The organism is Ensifer sesbaniae, from assembly GCF_013283665.1.
Taxonomy (GTDB): Bacteria; Pseudomonadota; Alphaproteobacteria; order Rhizobiales; family Rhizobiaceae; genus Ensifer; species Ensifer sesbaniae.
On the sequence record NZ_JABEKU010000001.1, the window covers coordinates 2,503,744 to 2,521,030 of the forward strand.

The window sequence follows — 17,287 nt, forward strand, 5'->3', positions numbered from 1 at the left end:
GCGGACGCACAAGAACCGTGCGCCCGCCCCTTTCCGTCAAACGAGCGAGCACGGCCATGCTGAAACGCCTGTTACGAGAGCCGCTGGTCCATTTCCTGGCCCTTGCGCTTTTGATTTTCGCCGTGCACGGGCTTCTGCGCGGTGACGCGGATCACCCGGATAAAATCGTCGTCAGCGCCTCGAAGATCGAGCAGATGGCCACGGTCTTCACCAAGACCTGGCAGCGCTCGCCGACGGCGGACGAGCTGAAGGGCATGATCGACGACTATGTGAAGGAGGAAGTTCTGGTGCGCCAGGCGCTGGAACTCGGGCTCGACCGGGACGACACGGTCGTGCGCCGCCGCCTGCGCCAGAAGATCGAGTTCCTGAATGCCGCCGACGCCGTCCCGGTAGCGGTCACCGATCCGGAATTGGAAGCTTATCTCGCGGCCAATCCGGCGGCCTTCGCCACCGATGCGACGCTGGCATTCGAGCAGCTCTTCCTCAATCCGGCCCGGCACGGCGACATGATGGCCAAGGACGCCGCCGCCTTGCTCGCGGAACTCCGCAGCAACGACATGGCCGACCCCGCTTCGCTTGGCGATGTTTCCCTGCTTCCCGCGGCAGTCCAGCTCACGAGCAAGGCGGCGATCGACCAGATGTTTGGCGGCGCGCTCGCCGACGGGCTCGAAAAGGCGCCGCTCGGCCAGTGGACGGGGCCGCTCGCCAGCAGCTTCGGCCTCCATCTGGTCCGGGTGACGGAGCACAGGCCGGGCCGGGTGCCGCAACTCGCGGATATCCGCGACGAGGTCGTAAGGGAGTGGGAAAACGCGAGACGCAGCGAACTCGAGCAGCAACGCTTCGGCGAGTTGCTGGCGCGCTATGAGGTCAGCGTCGAAGCCCCCACGGTCGCGGGAGGCAAGCCTTGAGAACGCTTGGTGCCCTTCTCGCCCTGCCTCTCCTCCTGCTCGTCGGCGTCCCTGCCATGGCCCATGAGGTTCGCCCGGCCTATCTCGACATGCGCGAAACGGAGCCCGACGCCTTCGCCGTTCTCTGGAAGGTGCCGGCACAGGGCCGGATGCGGCTGGCACTCGACGCGCATCTGCCGAAACAATGCGTCGAAAGGGCCACGCCGATACGGTCCTTCGAAGGCAGTGCCTATCTGGAGCGCTGGACCGTCGACTGCGCGGGGGGATTGCGGGAGGGCGCGATCGTCATCGATGGGCTCGAGGCGACACTGACGGAAGCGCTGGTGCGCATCGAATACGAGAATGGCGGCACGGAGGTCGGCCGCCTCCTGCCCGAGGCGCCCTCCTTCACGGCGGCCGGCGCGCAGACCAGCCTCGAAGTCGCCCGGACCTATTTCCTGCTCGGCGTCGAGCACATCCTGCTCGGCTTCGATCACCTGATCTTCGTGCTTGCGCTGATGCTGCTCATCCGCGACCGCTTTACGCTGTTCAAGACGATCACCGCCTTCACCATCGCCCACAGCATCACGCTCGCCGGCGCATCGCTCGGCTACTTCAGCCTGCCCCAGAAACCGGTCGAAGCGACGATCGCCCTCAGCATCGCCTTCGTCGCAAGCGAACTGCTCAAGGCCAGACCGAACGAACTGCGCCTCTCCGAGGCCTATCCCTGGCTCGTTGCTTTCGCCTTCGGCCTGCTGCACGGCTTCGGCTTCTCCGGCGCGCTCAAGGAGATCGGATTGCCGCAATCGGACGTGCCACTCAGCCTCTTGACCTTCAACCTCGGCGTCGAGGCAGGGCAGCTCATCTTCGTTGCCGCGGCTCTGGCAATTGCCGGGGCGGCGCGCGCGGTGGTCAGTTTCCGCCCTGCCCTTGCGCGCCGGGTAATCGCCTACGGGATCGGCACCAGCGCGATGCTCTGGCTCATTCCCAGGATCGCCAGCCTGGCGGCGTGATGCGGGGTCAGCGCACGAGTGAGACCTCGCGCGCCAAAGTGAGCGATGGGGTGGACGCTCCCACTCAACGGCATCTTCGTGCCAGAATGGTTGTGTTGGAACCATTACAAGGGAGAGCGTCCATGGAAAAGGTTAGCATAATCGGCTTGGATTTGGCCAAGAGCATAATTCAAGTTCACGCGGCCAGCGTAGATGGATCGGTGCTTTTTCGGCGGAAGATTTCAAGCAAGAAGTTGCTTGCCTTCCTGTCGGGGCTTGATCCGTGCATTGTAGCAATGGAGGCGTGTGCCGGAAGCCACCATTGGGGCCGCGAGATTGCCAAGCTTGGGCATCGAGTGAAGTTGATCGCGCCAATTTACGTCAAGCCGTTCGTAAAGCGCCAGAAGAACGATGCGGCCGATGCGGAAGCCATCTGCGAGGCGGCTATGCGACCAACTATGCGTTTCGTAGCAGTTAAAAGCGAGGAAAAGCAGGCTGCGGCGACGGTATTCAAGGTACGTGACCTTCTCGTTCGACAAAAGACCCAAATCATCAATGCTTTGCGTGGTCTAATGGCAGAGTTTGGAATTACCGTTCCCCAAGGCCCTTCGCATGTCGGTATTCTGATCAGTCACGTTGAAGACGATGGCTCCAGCTTGACCGAGGCGGCACGCGCACCCTGCTTAGCATTGGTTTTAACATTGCGGGCACTCGTTGATAAGGTTCGGGAACTTGACCTGGAAATTGGTCGGAGGGCGCGGCAGGATGACGTTGCCAAGCGGCTCATGAGCATTCCAGGAATTGGGCCTGTCATCGCGACGGCGCTCGAAGCTTTAGCGCCGCCTGCAGAGACGTTTACACGAGGTCGAGATTTCTCCGCTTGGATGGGTTTGACACCGCGGCAGCATTCTTCTGGCGGCAAACCCCGACTCGGCAAGACCTCGAAGATGGGGCAGCGTGATCTTCGTCGATTGTTGATAATTGGGGCATCAGCGGTTGTTCGCTGGGCATCGAGGCGCGGAGCGTTAGATGGATCCTGGCTATCGCGAATGATCGGCAAAAAGCCGCCGATGCTGATCACTGTTGCACTCGCCAATAGGATGGGGCGGATTGCTTGGGCGCTTATGACAAGCGGAGGTCGTTACGAGGAACAACGGCTAGCAGGATAAGATCAGCTCTGGCGGAGAGGATTTCTAACCGCCATTGCGAGTGTAAGCAGGTCGAACGAAGGATATGGACAAACGGTCACGAGACGGGATTAGGAAAACCAGTTCTGCCGGACGGCACCTCGAGTGCGCGTGAGCGTTTTGGACCTGATCTGCGAACTCCCATATGGGCCCGCGACGTATTAAGGTCGCAACTAGAGGCCGGACACACGTCAGCACCCGACCACCGTTCAAGACTGAGTGAAGATTTTGCTTGCATTCTAGGGAGCGTCCACACACGTCCGGTGAGGCAGCTTCGCGCTGACGGCTCGCCTTTACTTTACCGAAACGGCTCGTGCGATAACTTGTAGTTTGATCGCGTCAAAACAGCCAACACCCGCGAATGCCCAGAACAACGAAACGGCTACTGGATAAACTCCGAGAGGTCGAAGCGCTCCGAGGTGACGGTCGCTCACCACCTCGGGGGATGCTGTCAAGATTCGGAGAGGGTATGGTGGCCTTTCTGCGGGATTATGTCCGTATTCTCGCGTACCATCTCTCCGTGGGGCCGTTTCCCCGCCTCAGTAAAATCATTGCTGCAATCGGTCTAGCGGTGTCTGGTCCAGGAGTCTTATACACGGTTATCGAGGCAATCATTGCCGGCGAAGTCCGCAATCGCGGGGCGGTCATTGCAACCGCAAAAGAAGAACCTTTCAAATTCTACACCATGACGCTCATTGTTGGCTCGGGGGCTGCCTTCGTTACCGCCTTGGGTGTTGCCGCCTTCCTGGTCCTGATATTGAAGGGCCGTCGATCGCGCAGCGAGTGATCTATTACCGGCGCGACAGATACTATCGACCTTGATGCCGAATCCAGCGCTCTGCGGTCCGACGCTCGTCTAACGCCATGTTTTTTGAGATAGTGAGTATTGGGCAGATCACCTGATCTGCCCAATCATCGAGGGAGGATGTGCTATGCCACTGTTCGTAACCACAGGGTGCTCTATACAGCCACGTCAGCGAAGGGAATGGTTGACCATCCATCGAACCGAGAAAAGGCGGCCCGTGACATCATGGAAGCAGCGGGCGGCAAACTGCATTCTTTCTACGTCACGACCGGCGAAACCGACTGGATGGCTATCACGGAATTCGACGATGGTGCTGACCTGATCCCCGCACTTCTCGTCGTTGGCGCATCGGGAGCCGTATCGAATGTCAAAACCGTGCGAGCCTTCACGGGCGCGGAATTCAAGGCTGCTCAGGAGAAGGCGGGCAAAATCGCATCTTCCTACAAGCCACCGGTAAAATAAGCAGGCCACCGGTTGAAACATGGCTGGCAGCGGATCGAACCTCCGCTGCCAGAAACGATGTGTTGGCGCGCGATGAGGCCGTGATCGCGCGCGCCGTCGGTTCGATCGCGGCATGCGTCCGCGAGCTGCTCGATTGGCTGGAGACCTCTCAACCTCCTCGTGATCGCGAGGAGGTTGCGGCAAAGGCGCGCGTGAGAACGGCGATCCGGTTTGCGCAAGAGCGCCCGTCACGCGCAGGAGATCTCAGTCAGGTCTCAATTTGGCGCATTTCAGCCTTGGGCCATTGTCTGCAGTCGGCCCGATTTTGCCCTTCCTTTACAACGCTTGGACGGCAAGGCTCTGCCCATGGCGGAAGCTCAGCGCAAGACTGACCGCGCGGCGATAGCTGACCTCCTGATGACATCACCGAAAAAAGGCTGAGAGCCGAGCCAGCCGGGTCTATCAGCGCAGTGTCGAGGCTATTCGACGCTCGGGTGAATGGAGGGGCGATTCGAGTATTCAATTATATCTACTGTATTATAGACGTAATTTTGAAATATATATTTTTGCACTGTTACCGATTAATAATATTAATCAGATTTTTCTCTTGGCTAATTGTTCTGCAGCGGCCCCACTACGCTATAAGTTCTCTCCAAGACATTGGAGGGAGCCGTTCATGACGAACATCATTGGAACGAAAGGTGACGACAGGCTGCGCGGCGGACCGGACATCGACCGGCTGTGGGGGCTTGTCGGCAATGACGATCTCGATGGCGGTGAAGGCAACGACCTCCTCGATGCCGGCGCCGGCGACGACCTCCTGACGAGTGCAAGCGGCTATGACAGGCTCGATGGCGGAGAGGGAGACGACACGATCGTGCTGCGCGGAGTCGGCGGAGCCGTGACGGGCGGCGCGGGCTTCGATACTTTCGTCGTCGACCTGTCGACGAGAACCGAGCCGGTGCGGTTTAATGGTGTTTCCGGCCACGCCATGATCGGCTTCACGCCTCAGTTCACCGATCATATCTTCTTCAGCAACATCGAGCGGTTGGTGCTGACGACCGGGAGAGCCGCCGACTTCGTCTCCGGCACATTGGGCGACGATTGGATCTCGACCGGCGCCGGCAACGATGTGATCGGGACGGCATGGGCGCTCGACTTGGGCCCGATCGCTTTCGGTGACGACGTCGTCTATGCCGGCGACGGCGACGACATGATCAGCGACGGCGTCGGCGCCAACCGCCTCTATGGCGGGACCGGCAACGATGTCGTCATCACGACATTCAGCACAGCGGAGGCCGACGGCGGCGCCGGCAACGATACGCTCTCCTTGCAGCATCACGGCGAGCCTCAGGACATCACCGTCGACCTCGAACGGGGCACGGCCTCGACCGGCCTCGTCTTCCGCGGCTTCGAGAAGGTCGACATCACGCTCGGCAGCGGCGACGACGTGGTCTTCGGCTCGTCAAATATGATGGCCTCGGTCTTTGCCGGCGAAGGTGACAATGTTCTCATCGGCGGCAGCGGCAGGGATCATTTCGACGCCGGTTCCGGCGACGACGTGATGCTCGGCAATGGTGGCGACGACACGCTCATTGGCCGCGGCGGTGCCGATCTCATCGACGGTGGCGAGGGCAATGATCTGATCCGGCTCTTCCGCCCCGAAGGCGTCATCGAAGGCGGCGCCGGCGACGACACGCTGCATATCGCGGCAGACCATGTGATGGGCGCCATCGACTTCGACGCGATGGCCGGCATGATGGGGCCGAGCCTGGTGTTCCGCGGGATCGAAAGCTTCCGGGTGGTCACGAATTTGTACGAACAGAGTGACGACACGCTGCGCGGCGGCGCCGGTAACGACGTCCTCACCAGCAATTACGGCGACGATCTCATCGACGGTCGGGCTGGTGACGACGAAATCCGGGGCGGCGGCGGCGCAGACCGCTTGATCGGCGGGGCGGGCAACGACCAAATCTGGGGCGGGCGCGGCGCTGACTATTTGATCGGCGGGGTGGACGCCGATACCTTCATCTGGAACCGCGGCGACTTGAGCGGCAACGGCATCGACCACGTGGTCGATTTCGATCCGGAGGGCGGCGATGTGCTGCGGTTCGACCGAAGCGCCGCGCGGGCGATGGGCATCCACGACTTCGACGGCTTTCTCTCGCTGGCCTCGGACACGGAGGATGGCGTCTTCGTCTCCTACGGCTTCGGGAGCCGCGACGGCATCCTGCTCGAGGGGGTGGATCTCTCCAGTCTCAGCTCCGACGACGTCCTTTTGTTCTGACCCGCTGGGCGGGGGGTATCTGGTCACGTCAGGCCGCGGGTAGCCCTGTCATGCGAACTGATAGGCGGGTCCGCGATCTACCCGGCGCAATGCTGCCGTTGGCACGATGGCTGGCGACATTTCCACTTGATGCCGGTGGCGACGCAGAAGCTGCCCCTGCAGACGGGGGCCGCCCGGCAATTGCCACGCAACCCGCCTGCGTTAACCGCCCCTCACCCCGCGTGCTGCGCCCCGTGCGCGTGGATCACCGCATCGGCCTCCTTGCCGTAGAGCTCCTCGAAATGGTCGAAGCTCTTGGAGAAATAGCCGATCCCTTGGGTCGCCGCCCTGAGCGCCCGGGCCAGCTCGTCGAGCGCCGATCCCGGCACCAGCGCGCGGAAGATGTCCCAGCCCTTGGCGGTCTCGTCCCGGTCAAAGCCGAGCACCTGGCCCTTGTAGGTGGAGACGATCGGCACCAGGCTGCCGGAATAGATCGAGGGGATGTGAATCTCGATACGGATGACCGGCTGCATCAGCACGGCGGACGCCTGCGACAGCGCCTGGCGCACGCCCATCTTCGCCGCCGCGCGGAAGGCGAAGTCGTTGCTGTCGACGGAATGGTGCTGGCCGTCGGTCAGCGTCACGCCGACATCGATCACTTGAAAGCCGAGCGGGCCCTTCTCCATCGCTTCGCGCGCACCGGCCTCGATCGCCGGGATGAAGTTGCGCGGCACCGCCCCGCCCTTCACCGTCTCGGCGAAGGAGAAGCCGGCCCCGCGCTCGTTCGGATGCACGCTGAGCTTGACGTCGGCAAATTGCCCGGCGCCGCCCGTCTGCTTGCGGTGGCGGTAATGCACGTCGGAAGGTTTCAGCACCGTCTCGCGGTAGGTCGGGCTCGGCGGCCTGTCGGTGACGCCGACATGGAAGACCTCGGCCAGCGTCCTGCAGATATCGCGCAGATGCATCGGCCCCTGCACGCAGACCAGTTGCGCGCCGGTTCCCTCCTCCTGCATGACCACGAGCCCGCGGTCCGTCTCGGCGAGTTTTGCGAGCGTGCCGGAAAGCTTGGTCTCGTCGCGCTCGCTGTCGGGCACGAGGATACGCTCCAGCATCGGCGTCGGCGGCACGGTCCAATCCGGGGCCTCGGCCGTGCTGTTGCCGGCAAGCAGCGCCGGCACCGGCAGGTGCTCGGATTTGACCGCGGCGAAAATCGCGCCCTCCTCCGGCGTGGCGTTTGGCAGCGGCTTGCCGGTCGCCGGGTCCTGCAACGAGCCGAGGCTGCCGCCGCCGAGCGTCGAGCCCTGCTTGATCCCTGAGGTCAGTGCCCGCACCAGCACGGTCTTGCCGACATTGGCGCGGTGGTAGGCATGGAAGCTGACGGCCGAAAGCGCGCCCTCGGCGATGGAGCCGGCAGCCGCCAGACGGTCGCGCAGCGCATCGACCTGAGGCGCCTCGTGGCGCAGTGCCTTCATCAGCCGCATGATGCCGTTGGCATGGCTCGCGGAACCCACCAGCACCGGGATGATCCGGTTTTCCTTCAGGAGCCGCGTGGAGATCGCGTAGATCGTGTCGTTCGCCGGCGCCCGATCCTCGATCAGCTCTTCGAGCAGCCAGTCGTCGAATTCGGAGAAATGTTCCAGCAGTTCGGCGCGCGCCTCCTTCTCGCGCTCCATCACCGTATCGGGGATCTCGATCAGCGCCGAGGTCTGCCCTTCGCGGTAGCGCCAGGCGCGCTCGGAGATCAGGTCGCAGGTGCCGACGATCCTGTCGCCCTCGCGGATCGGCACCTGGCGCAGGAGCAGCATGTGGCCGGAATAGTCCTGGAGGGCCGCGATCACATCGCGCAGCCGCGCCCGCGGCTCGTCCATGCGGTTGATGAAGAGAATGCAGGGCGTGTTGGAGGCCTCGATCACCTTGAGATAAGGCGCGGCCAGCACCGCCTCGTCCGGCGCCGGCGAGACGCAGAGCACACACGCATCGCTGGCGACCAACGCATGCTGCGCGTGGCCGAGCGCCTCGGTTCCGCCGGGTGCATCGAGCGCACACCAGGGTTCGCCGCCAAACTCGAATTCCGTGATATTCAGTCCATAGGGTGAAACAGCTTTTCTGGAGGCCCCCTCCAGACCGGCCAGCTTTTCGACCAGCGTGGTTTTTCCGGTCTGTGAGGGCCCAAGTACCGTGAAGCAGCGCATCGGCGATCCTCCCCTGTCGCGATTGCCAATGCATGTCTCCTTAAATCGACGTCGATTTAAGGAGACATGCAGCGACCTTTGCACGTCCGATGAAGACGCGCGGTGCTGTAGCGGCGCCGAGCGTTGCGACGCCCTTACTCTACTAATTCTAGGGCAGCTTTCGCGCTTTCAAATGGCCCTGCGCAAATTCGGCACAGTTCCTGTCCCCACCGCGTTGACAAGCGACGCCGTCAGTCGCCATATTCTGCTTGCAATATTATACCAGTTAAATATTCATATCAGTATATAGACAACCGATAGCGTGGCGCTAGTTCTCTCGAAGCGCCCCATTGCAATCGTCCGAACCGGAGACCGTCCGCATGTCCCTCACGCTTTACCAGCATCCGCTCGCGTCCTTCTGCCACAAGGTGCTGATTGCGCTCTACGAGAACGAGACCCCCTTCACGAGCAGCCTGGTCGATCTGCTCGATCCCGAGGAGGCGGCCCGCTTTGCCGCACTCTGGCCGGTCGGCAAGATGCCGGTTCTGACCGACAGCGCGCGTGACGTCGTGATGCCCGAGACCTCCATCATCATCGAGTATCTCGATCGCCACTATCCCGGCCGCAAGCGGCTGATCCCCGACGATCGCGACGCGGCGCTGAAGGTGCGCCTCTGGGATCGCTTCTTCGATCTCTATATCCACGTGCCGATGCAGAAGATCGTCACCGATACGCTGCGTGCGTCCGGTGAAAACGACCATCGCGGCGTCAGCGACGCCCGCGCCTCCCTTGCCGTTGCCTATGGCATGGCCGACAAGCATTTCACTGAGAACACCTTCGCCGCCGGCGATGCCTTCAGCCTTGCCGATTGCGCCGCCACGCCTGCGCTCTTCTACGGCGGCATCGTCGAGCCCTTCGACGAGAAACATCCGCATCTCGCAGCCTATTTCGAACGCCTGCTCGAGCGCGCCTCCGTGCGCCGCGTGCTCGCCGAAGCCCGGCCGTATTTCCACATGTTCCCCTACAAGAACCTGATGCCGGCACGGTTTTTCGAGATGTAGGCACGGCGGGAAGGTAAGCGATTACAAGGAAATGGATCGCCTTGGTGAATCGGAAAGACAAGACGCGGCCGCCTTCCGTTCGCTGTCGATTACGCTTGCTCCAGGTGGCGTCTGCCCCTCTCCTCGGGTTCAACCCGAGGACTAACCCTCTCCCCGCAGGCGGGGCGAGGGAACGGACCCTACCGCCGCGTTGTCGAACGAAGCCGCCGCCGGAGAAAAATGACGGTCGCCTCCTATTGAAGCGAGCGCGCGCCGCGCCTCCCTTCTCCCCGCCTGCGGGGAGAAGGTGCCGGCAGGCGGATGAGGGGCATCCTCACCGCGCGGATGAGAGGCATGCCCCTCACCGCGCGGATGAGGGGCCGCGCCACCTCAAAGCAATTGACCCTGCCCTACTTCACCTGCGCCGGCGGCGTGCCGATCGGGAAGGCGACGGAGACGAGGCCAGCCGTACCCTCCGCCGGTTCTTGGCGCCGAATTAGCCTCAAGAGCCGCAACACCCGATGGCAAGGCACGACGGCCCCTGCACACCTTGCCCGTCCGCCACAGGCTGCTACCTTACGGGCTCTGTCATCTTCGGCTCGATCCACGACGGAGGCCTGTGTCCCCGTTCGCTCCGCCCGAACCAGCAAAGGACCCGAGACCATGGAATACCGGCTGCTCGGCCGTTCCGGCCTGAAAATCTCTGTTATCACCATGGGCACGATGACGATCGGCGGCCGCGGCAAGTTTGCCGAGGTCGGCAATGTCGGCCTCAAGGAGGCGAGCCGCTATGTCGATCTCTGCCTCGACGCCGGCGTCAACCTGATCGACACCGCCGATATCTATTCGACCGGTCATTGCGAGGAGATCATCGGCGAGGTCCTCGGCGGCAAGCGCAAGAACGGCGTGCTCATCGCCACCAAGGCGCGCTTTTCCATGGGCCCGGGACCGAATGACGGCGGCCTCTCGCGCCAGCACCTGATCGCCGCCTGCGAGGCAAGCCTCAAGCGGCTGAAGACCGACGTCATCGATCTCTACCAGGTGCACGAATGGGACGGCGAGACGCCGCTCGAAGAGACGATGGAAGCGCTCGACAGCCTGGTTCGCAGCGGCAAGGTCCGCTACATCGGCTGCTCCAACTATTCCGGCTGGCACATCATGAAGGCGCTTGGCATCAGCGCGCTCGAAGGCCGGCAGCGCTTCGTCAGCCAGCAGATCCACTACACGCTCGAAGCCCGCGAGGCCGAATACGAACTGATGCCGATCTCGATCGACCAGGGGCTCGGCGTGCTCGTCTGGAGCCCGCTCGCCGGCGGCCTGCTCTCCGGCAAGCACCGGCGAAACGAGACGCCGGAGGGAACGCGCCAGCTTGCCGGCTGGAACGAGCCGCCGATCCGCGACGAGGAGCGGCTGTGGAAGATCGTCGACATGCTGGTGGCGATTGCAGGCGAACGCGGCGTCTCCCCGGCGCAGGTCGCGCTCGCCTGGCTGATCGGCCGCAAGGGCGTCACCTCAGTCATCATCGGCGGCCGCACCGAGGCCCAGTTCAGCGATAACCTCGCCGCCGCCAAACTGAAGCTCTCCGACGAGGATCGCGAATTGCTCGACGCCGTCAGCCTGCCGCCGGTGATCTACCCCTATTGGCACCAGCTCTGGACCGCCAAGGACCGGCTCGGCGAGGCCGACCTGTCGCTGCTGGGGCCGCATTTGTAGAGGACGGTGCCCCATCCGCCGCGCCAACGCCTCTTCGGCCTATGGAGCAAGTGCCACACGATTCCGATGAAGGCTGATGCCATCTCCTGAGGGTGCATCGAGAGTGGCGGCCCCTCGTGAAGCGTCGCCATGTGACCGTCGCAGTGGTATCATGAACCCGCACGATCGCGGTGTCGGGCAGCCGGATGGTGCATCTCGCGTCAATCGCCTGGGCTTCATACGGCGGATCTCCTGAGGGGGAGACAGCCATGGCAACTGCAAGAGCAGAGCGGCGGCTGGCCGCGATCCTGGCCGCTGACGTCGTCGGCTATTCCCGCCTCGTCGAACATGACGAGACTGGGACGTTGTCGGCCCTCAAGGTTCTGCGCCGGGAGGTGATCGATCCGCTGCTGGCCGAGCATCAGGGCCGTATTGTCAAGCTGATGGGCGACGGTGCGCTCGTGGAGTTCGGCTCGGTCGTCGATGCCGTCGCATGCGCGGTCGCCATCCAGAAGGGGGTTGCCGGGAACCAGGCCGATATCCCGACGGAGCGGCGCATCATCTTCCGGATCGGCGTCAATCTCGGTGATGTGATCCACGAAGCTGATGGGGATCTCTACGGCGATGGCGTCAACATCGCCGCCCGCCTCCAGACCTTGGCGGACCCAGGCGGCATTTGTATTTCCGGCACGGCATACGACCATCTCCAGGGCAAGCTTGACTGCGACTACGAGTACCTCGGCGAACGCGCGCTCAAGAACATGGAGAGGCCGGTGCGACTGTACCGCGCCCTTCTGGAAGGGACGACCGCACGGTCGGAATCGCCCAGGCCCGCACTTCCGGACCGACCATCCATTGCCGTGCTGCCGTTCAGCGCCATGAGCGCCGACCCGGAGCAGGACTTCTTCAGCGATGGACTCACCGAGGACATCACCACCGCGCTATCCAAGCTCAAGGGCTTCTTCGTGATCGCCCGCAACACGATGTTTACCTACAAGGGAAAGCCCGTGGATGTGCGCGCCATCGGGCACGAACTCGGGGTCCGCTATGTTCTCGAGGGGAGTGTCCGCAAGTCCGGCAATCGCATGAGGGTCACCGCGCAGCTCATCGATGCGGCCTCCGACGTCCATCTCTGGGCCGAAAGGTACGACGGCGAACTCGGCGACATCTTCAGCATTCAGGACGAAATCACCGCAAGCGTCGTCGGCCGCATCGGGCCGGAACTCCTGGCGGCGGAGCATGCCCGCGAAAGCCCCAAGCCGCATCAGGGCCTTGATGCCTGGGAATGTGTCGTGCGGTCGGTGTTCCTGTGTTCCCAACTGTCTGAGGAGAGCAGTGGGAAGATGCTCCCGCTGCTCGATCGGGCAATCGAACTGGCTCCCGGTTATGCCCAGGCGCTCGCCATGAAAGGTTGGATTACCATGTGGCGCGCGTTCCAGGGGTGGGAGGACATGGGATCTGCCCTGATCCTTGCCAGGGATCTCGTCCAGCAAGCCATTACCGCCGACGATAAGGAACCGTGGACTTACCTTGCGCAGGCGATGATCGCCTTTGCGACGCGTGACAATGTCCTGGCGATGGCAGCGATCCGCCAGGCGGTCGCGATCAACCCCAACTCCGCGTTTGCGCACGGCCAGTTGGGACTTGCGCATGCCAACGGGGGCCGCGCGGCGGACGCCATTCCTTGCATCGACTACGCCCTCAGACTGAGCCCGCGCGAGGCTTTTCTTGGCGACTTTCAGTTCTACTACGCCATGGCCTATTTCCAGGGCGCGGATTACGAACTTGGATTGAAGTACGCACGGGAGGCGCATCGTTTGCGGTCCGGCCACGCGGTTCCGCTGATCATCGGCACGGCCTGTGCCGGACTTCTGGACAACCGGGAGGCCGCCACGGACTTGCTCGGACGCCTCAAGTCGCTCGTTCCCGACATCTCGCGGGACGCGATCGGAGCAACATCTTCTTTCGTCCGCGCCGAGGATCGGGCGCGCCTGATCGAGGGACTTGCCCGTGCCGGCCTGAATTGACGGGTTCCGCCCTCATCCGGCCTGCCGGCCACCTTCGCCGCGCCTTCGGTGAGAAAGAAACCCGCCGCGCCCGTCCGTGTTTCACCTCCCCGCCAGCGCAGATGGCACCTGTGGTTTCGCATCTTGCCGCAGGCGGATGAGGGGCATGGTGGATGGACAACGGCCAGCAAGGCCCCTTGACTTCCCGCCCAACATCGCCATTTCATATCATATGATACGCATTTGTACTCCATAGGAGATAACCATGGCCAGCGCGCAACCGGCATTCGCGCCCGATAGACAAGCCGCCCGGCACGAAGAGGCGGTGATCGTCAAGGCCGTGGTCAAAGCCTGCGACCTCTGGAACCTCACCAACAAGGAGGCGGCCCAGCTCTTCGATGTGCCGATCGCCACCTGGAACCGTATGAAGGCCGGTGACTTCAAGGGCAGGCTCGACCAGGACAAGCGCATGCGCGCCAGCCTGATCGTCGGCATCTTCAAGGGCTTGCGGCTCTATTTCAATGGCCCGCTCACCTATCAATGGCCGAAGGCGGTCAATACCGGCCCGCTCTTCAATGGCCACTCGCCCGTCGATCTGATGATCGAGGGCGGCATTCCCGTGATGCTGAAGGTGCGGCGCTATCTCGACGGCCTGCGCGGCGGCCTATGATAGCCGTGATCGATTTCAACGAGCCGGCGACCGTCCGGCTGATCTCGACCGCCTATATCGACGAGCCCGCCGTCAAGCCGCTGGCCGACGATGACGACGAGATCGAGATCCTCAACCGGCTGGAGGCGATGACCTCGGCACGCTTGAGCCCGCTTGCGCTTCCCGTCGGCGTCGACCCGGCCGAGCTCCTCAACGAGACCTTCGGCTATGGCTGGTCGCTGATCAATGCCGCCTTCTGCCATGCCCGCCCGCCGGGCAACCGCTTCAACGGCGAGGAGCGCGGCGCCTGGTACTGCGCCTTCGGCCCGCGGGCGCTTCAAACCTGCCAGGCGGAGATCGTCTACCACCGTACCCGGGCGCTTCGCGAGGCCGGCAGCTTTCACGACATCGGCCGCTACCGCGAGCTGATCGCCGGCTTCACCTGCCGCTTTCATGACGCGCGCGGAGAAAAGGGCGCCGCCTATCTCGATGCCGATACGGCGGTCGCCTACCCCGCCGGCCAGGCGCTCGCCGCCACCATTCTCGCCGAAGGCGGCAATGGCCTGATCTATCCCTCCGCCCGCGACCCCGAGGGCGAATGCCTCGCCGTCTTCCGCCCCTCGGTCATCCAGAACATCCGCCAGGGCCGCACCATCACCTTCGAGTGGACCGGCAAGCCCGAGCCGCGCATCCTGGACGAGGCCTGATCCGGCAGGGGCAGGCGGAAATGCCGCCCCACGAGCGGGCCGCAATGTTGCGGCAATACATTCCACCGACAAGGGCTCGCCTTTCCGGATTCCCGCGCTAGACTTGCCGAGGTCGGATTCGGCCGAAACATAAAACACTTATAAATCAGATTGTTATTGACGCCTTTGCCCGGCTGGACATGCGCCAGCGCTTAAAGCCGCCCCTCACCTCTCCTAGGCTGCGAGGAGAGGAGAGCGGCACGCATCTCGTTCCATTTGACGACCGCCCGTTCCGCATAGGCTGCGATGCGAACGGCCGGATCTTGAGAACTGGGGTAATGAATGCGGGCGAGCGCCACAGTGTCCCTTCTCCCCGCAGGCGGGGAGAAGGTGCCGGCAGGCGGATGAGGGGCAATCCCTCACCGCGTGGATGAGGGGCAATCCCTCACCGCGTGGATGACGGGGCGCGCTGCAAGCGCCGCGCCAAGGGCACCGGACGTCGAACATGAGGAAACGAATGACGATTACACTTCTACCCGTCGACGCCGTCGATGCCGATGTCATCCGACAGCTCGACGTGCATGAAAACCAGATGGATTTCATCGCCAGCAACGAGGAGTCGCTGGAAGAGCTCGCCGAGCGCCCCGAATGCGTCGGTTTCGCCGTGATGGCCGAGGGCGCGCCGGTCGGCTTCGCCATGTATGCGCTCGATCCGGATGACGGCAACCATTGGATCTACCGCCTGATGATCGACGCCCGGCACCAGGGCAAGGGCTATGGCGCCAAGGCGCTTTCGGCCCTCATCGACCACATGGCCACGATCCCCGAATGCGGCGACATCTATCTCGGTGTCTACCCGGAAAACACCCGCGCTTACACCCTTTATCACCGCTTCGGCTTCCGCGAGACCGGCATGATCCTCGGCGAGGAAAAGGTGATGCGGCTGGATCGCACGTCGAAATAGCCCGCGGGACATCGTTCCGCTCAGGAGCGGATGGGACCATTGCGGTTCCATCCGCATCCACGTGACCACCCCGCGCAGCACTACGACGCGACGGAGGCCGCCACCGGCTTCGTCAGGCGCAGAACCAGCAGCCCGCCCAGCAGATGAACGGCGACGACCGAAAGCCAGATCGCGCCCGGCCATTGCTCGCGGACGGCGAAATAGATGCTCGAAAAGGCGAGCGGGCTGATGATCGACGCGAGACTCACCGCCGAGGCCAGCACGCCCTGGAACTGGCCCTGCTGGCTCTCGTCGACCTGCCGGGTCGCGAGCGATTGCAGCGCCGGCACGCCGATGCCGCCGAGCGCGAAGACCGGCATGACCGCAAAGATCATCCAGCCCTCGGTCGCAAAGGCCATGACCGTCAGGGCAAGGCACAGCCCGACGACACCTGCCAGGATGGCGCCGCGCTCGCCAAAGACTCTGACGGCCGGTCCCGGAAGAAGCGCCTGGGCCAGTGCCTGGCAGACGCCGAAGGCGCCGAGCGAAAGGCCGATCCAGAAGCCGTTCCACTGGAAGGTCTCGCTGCCCCAGAGCGCCCAGCAGGTGCCGTAGGCCTCGCCCGTGGCGCTGAAGATCAGGAACAGAAAGACGATCGGCAGCACGCGCTTCACCGAGAACGCCCAGTGCAGCGGCCGGAGCGGGTTGAGCGCGGCGAGATCGATCTTTCCGCCGCTCGGCCTGCGCGACTCCGGCAGCACGAAATAGGCCAGAGCCAAGTTGCAGCCGTTCAGCACCGCCGCGGCGACAAAGGGCAGCCGCAGAGAGTGGTCGCCGGCGACGCCGCCGAGAACGGGACCGATGATGAAGCCGATGCCGAACATCGCATTGAACAGGCCGAAGCGCCGGGCGCGCCTGTCCTCGGGCGTGATGTCGGTGATGTAGGCGGTTGCGACCGACATGTTGGCGCTCGTCAGCCCGGCGATCGCGCGACCGGCAAAGAGCATCCAGAGATTGGGCGCAAAGGCGAGGAACAGATAGTTGACGGCCGCACCTGCCAGCGAAATCAGGAGCACCGGCCGGCGCCCCAGCCGATCGCTGAGCGCCCCCAGCACCGGCGCGAAGAGGAACTGCATGACCGCGTAGAGCGCGGTCATCGTGCCGATATAGGGCGCCACGTTGTCGGCCTGGGTCACCTCCTTCAGCAGCGAAGGCAGGATGGGAAAGATGAGGCCGATGCCCACGGCATCGAGCACGATGGCAGTGAAAATGACGATGAGGGATTTCTTCATGAGGCGTTCCGATCGACGCAAGCCCGCGCACGCCGACAGGCGCCGATGCCTTGCGATTGGGTGACCTGACGATGCAGGCGACGAGTTTTCTGGAAACGCTGGCCGATCCGTGCTCAACGAGGCAGGGATGGCGTGTGCTTGACTGCCTACTGCATGTCCGCCACTCAGCGGATCAAGGCAAGCAGTCGCTTTTCGCGATGGCAGGCACTTAACACCAGGCGGCACGGTGC

13 protein-coding genes and 2 pseudogenes are annotated in these 17,287 nt (G+C 63.3%); 13 read left to right on the forward strand and 2 right to left on the reverse strand.

All coding sequences use genetic code 11. The annotated features are described in order from the left end of the window. Positions 1 to 56: 56 nt before the first annotated feature. From BHMPCIPO_RS12225 to BHMPCIPO_RS12255, 7 genes and pseudogenes are all read left to right on the forward strand, one after another. A complete protein-coding gene (locus BHMPCIPO_RS12225) occupies positions 57 to 908 on the forward strand; it encodes a peptidylprolyl isomerase (protein WP_173516996.1) in 852 nt (283 codons plus the stop codon). Next, positions 905 to 1,900, forward strand: a complete 996-nt coding sequence (locus BHMPCIPO_RS12230; RefSeq protein WP_173516997.1) for a HupE/UreJ family protein — start codon at positions 905 to 907, stop codon at positions 1,898 to 1,900. The genes BHMPCIPO_RS12225 and BHMPCIPO_RS12230 overlap by 4 nt, the downstream gene beginning before the upstream one ends. Positions 1,901 to 2,022: 122 nt before the next feature. Further along, entirely contained in the window at positions 2,023 to 3,048 is a 1,026-nt protein-coding gene (locus tag BHMPCIPO_RS12235) for an IS110 family RNA-guided transposase (protein WP_173516998.1), read from the forward strand. Between the two features lie 487 nt (positions 3,049 to 3,535). Beyond that, positions 3,536 to 3,853: a hypothetical protein gene (locus BHMPCIPO_RS12240; protein ID WP_246304301.1), complete on the forward strand. Its 318-nt coding sequence runs from the start codon at positions 3,536 to 3,538 to the stop codon at positions 3,851 to 3,853. A gap of 145 nt (positions 3,854 to 3,998) precedes the next feature. Beyond that, positions 3,999 to 4,333 (forward strand): annotated as a pseudogene (locus tag BHMPCIPO_RS12245) (GYD domain-containing protein). 68 nt (positions 4,334 to 4,401) lie between these two features. Beyond that, a pseudogene (locus tag BHMPCIPO_RS32850) lies at positions 4,402 to 4,548 on the forward strand (DUF2277 family protein); the annotation flags it as partial. Positions 4,549 to 4,988: 440 nt separating this feature from the next. Further along, positions 4,989 to 6,599, forward strand: a complete 1,611-nt coding sequence (locus BHMPCIPO_RS12255; protein ID WP_173517000.1) for a calcium-binding protein — start codon at positions 4,989 to 4,991, stop codon at positions 6,597 to 6,599. 212 nt (positions 6,600 to 6,811) lie between these two features. On the opposite strand, the gene BHMPCIPO_RS12260 is transcribed toward BHMPCIPO_RS12255, so the two are convergent. Further along, entirely contained in the window at positions 6,812 to 8,770 is a 1,959-nt protein-coding gene (locus BHMPCIPO_RS12260; protein ID WP_173517001.1) for an elongation factor G, read from the reverse strand. A gap of 359 nt (positions 8,771 to 9,129) precedes the next feature. Between BHMPCIPO_RS12260 and BHMPCIPO_RS12265 the strand changes: the two genes are divergently transcribed. The 6 genes from BHMPCIPO_RS12265 to BHMPCIPO_RS12290 all read left to right on the forward strand — a co-directional run bounded on the left by BHMPCIPO_RS12265 (position 9,130) and on the right by BHMPCIPO_RS12290 (position 15,786). After that, the gene (locus tag BHMPCIPO_RS12265) at positions 9,130 to 9,810 is read left to right on the forward strand and encodes a glutathione S-transferase family protein (protein WP_173517002.1); all 681 of its coding nucleotides are present in this window, start codon (positions 9,130 to 9,132) and stop codon (positions 9,808 to 9,810) included. Positions 9,811 to 10,452: 642 nt separating this feature from the next. After that, positions 10,453 to 11,502, forward strand: a complete 1,050-nt coding sequence (locus BHMPCIPO_RS12270; protein ID WP_173517003.1) for an aldo/keto reductase — start codon at positions 10,453 to 10,455, stop codon at positions 11,500 to 11,502. A gap of 248 nt (positions 11,503 to 11,750) precedes the next feature. Beyond that, positions 11,751 to 13,508, forward strand: a complete 1,758-nt coding sequence (locus BHMPCIPO_RS12275; RefSeq protein WP_173517004.1) for an adenylate/guanylate cyclase domain-containing protein — start codon at positions 11,751 to 11,753, stop codon at positions 13,506 to 13,508. A gap of 244 nt (positions 13,509 to 13,752) precedes the next feature. Next, positions 13,753 to 14,157 (forward strand): antitoxin Xre-like helix-turn-helix domain-containing protein, encoded by a 405-nt coding sequence (locus tag BHMPCIPO_RS32855; RefSeq protein WP_173517005.1) that lies wholly within the window; start codon positions 13,753 to 13,755, stop codon positions 14,155 to 14,157. A gap of 5 nt (positions 14,158 to 14,162) precedes the next feature. Then, the gene (locus BHMPCIPO_RS12285) at positions 14,163 to 14,843 is read left to right on the forward strand and encodes an RES family NAD+ phosphorylase (RefSeq protein ID WP_312033024.1); all 681 of its coding nucleotides are present in this window, start codon (positions 14,163 to 14,165) and stop codon (positions 14,841 to 14,843) included. A 496-nt stretch (positions 14,844 to 15,339) separates the two neighbouring features. Next, the gene (locus tag BHMPCIPO_RS12290; RefSeq protein WP_173517007.1) at positions 15,340 to 15,786 is read left to right on the forward strand and encodes a GNAT family N-acetyltransferase; all 447 of its coding nucleotides are present in this window, start codon (positions 15,340 to 15,342) and stop codon (positions 15,784 to 15,786) included. An 80-nt stretch (positions 15,787 to 15,866) separates the two neighbouring features. On the opposite strand, the gene BHMPCIPO_RS12295 is transcribed toward BHMPCIPO_RS12290, so the two are convergent. Further along, positions 15,867 to 17,057 (reverse strand): TCR/Tet family MFS transporter, encoded by a 1,191-nt coding sequence (locus tag BHMPCIPO_RS12295; RefSeq protein WP_173517008.1) that lies wholly within the window; start codon positions 17,055 to 17,057, stop codon positions 15,867 to 15,869. Between the last annotated feature and the right edge of the window lie 230 nt (positions 17,058 to 17,287).

Bases quoted from the DNA above. Each gene is read 5' to 3' on its own strand.
- BHMPCIPO_RS12225 (WP_173516996.1), top strand. From the start codon at position 57: ATGCTGAAACGCCTGTTACGAGAGCCGCTGGTCCATTTCCTGGCCCTT.
- BHMPCIPO_RS12235 (WP_173516998.1), top strand. From the start codon at position 2,023: ATGGAAAAGGTTAGCATAATCGGCTTGGATTTGGCCAAGAGCATAATT.
- BHMPCIPO_RS12240 (WP_246304301.1), top strand. From the start codon at position 3,536: ATGGTGGCCTTTCTGCGGGATTATGTCCGTATTCTCGCGTACCATCTC.
- BHMPCIPO_RS12255 (WP_173517000.1), top strand. From the start codon at position 4,989: ATGACGAACATCATTGGAACGAAAGGTGACGACAGGCTGCGCGGCGGA.
- BHMPCIPO_RS12260 (WP_173517001.1), bottom strand. From the start codon at position 8,770: ATGCGCTGCTTCACGGTACTTGGGCCCTCACAGACCGGAAAAACCACG.
- BHMPCIPO_RS12265 (WP_173517002.1), top strand. From the start codon at position 9,130: ATGTCCCTCACGCTTTACCAGCATCCGCTCGCGTCCTTCTGCCACAAG.
- BHMPCIPO_RS12270 (WP_173517003.1), top strand. From the start codon at position 10,453: ATGGAATACCGGCTGCTCGGCCGTTCCGGCCTGAAAATCTCTGTTATC.
- BHMPCIPO_RS12275 (WP_173517004.1), top strand. From the start codon at position 11,751: ATGGCAACTGCAAGAGCAGAGCGGCGGCTGGCCGCGATCCTGGCCGCT.
- BHMPCIPO_RS32855 (WP_173517005.1), top strand. From the start codon at position 13,753: ATGGCCAGCGCGCAACCGGCATTCGCGCCCGATAGACAAGCCGCCCGG.
- BHMPCIPO_RS12290 (WP_173517007.1), top strand. From the start codon at position 15,340: ATGACGATTACACTTCTACCCGTCGACGCCGTCGATGCCGATGTCATC.
- BHMPCIPO_RS12295 (WP_173517008.1), bottom strand. From the start codon at position 17,057: ATGAAGAAATCCCTCATCGTCATTTTCACTGCCATCGTGCTCGATGCC.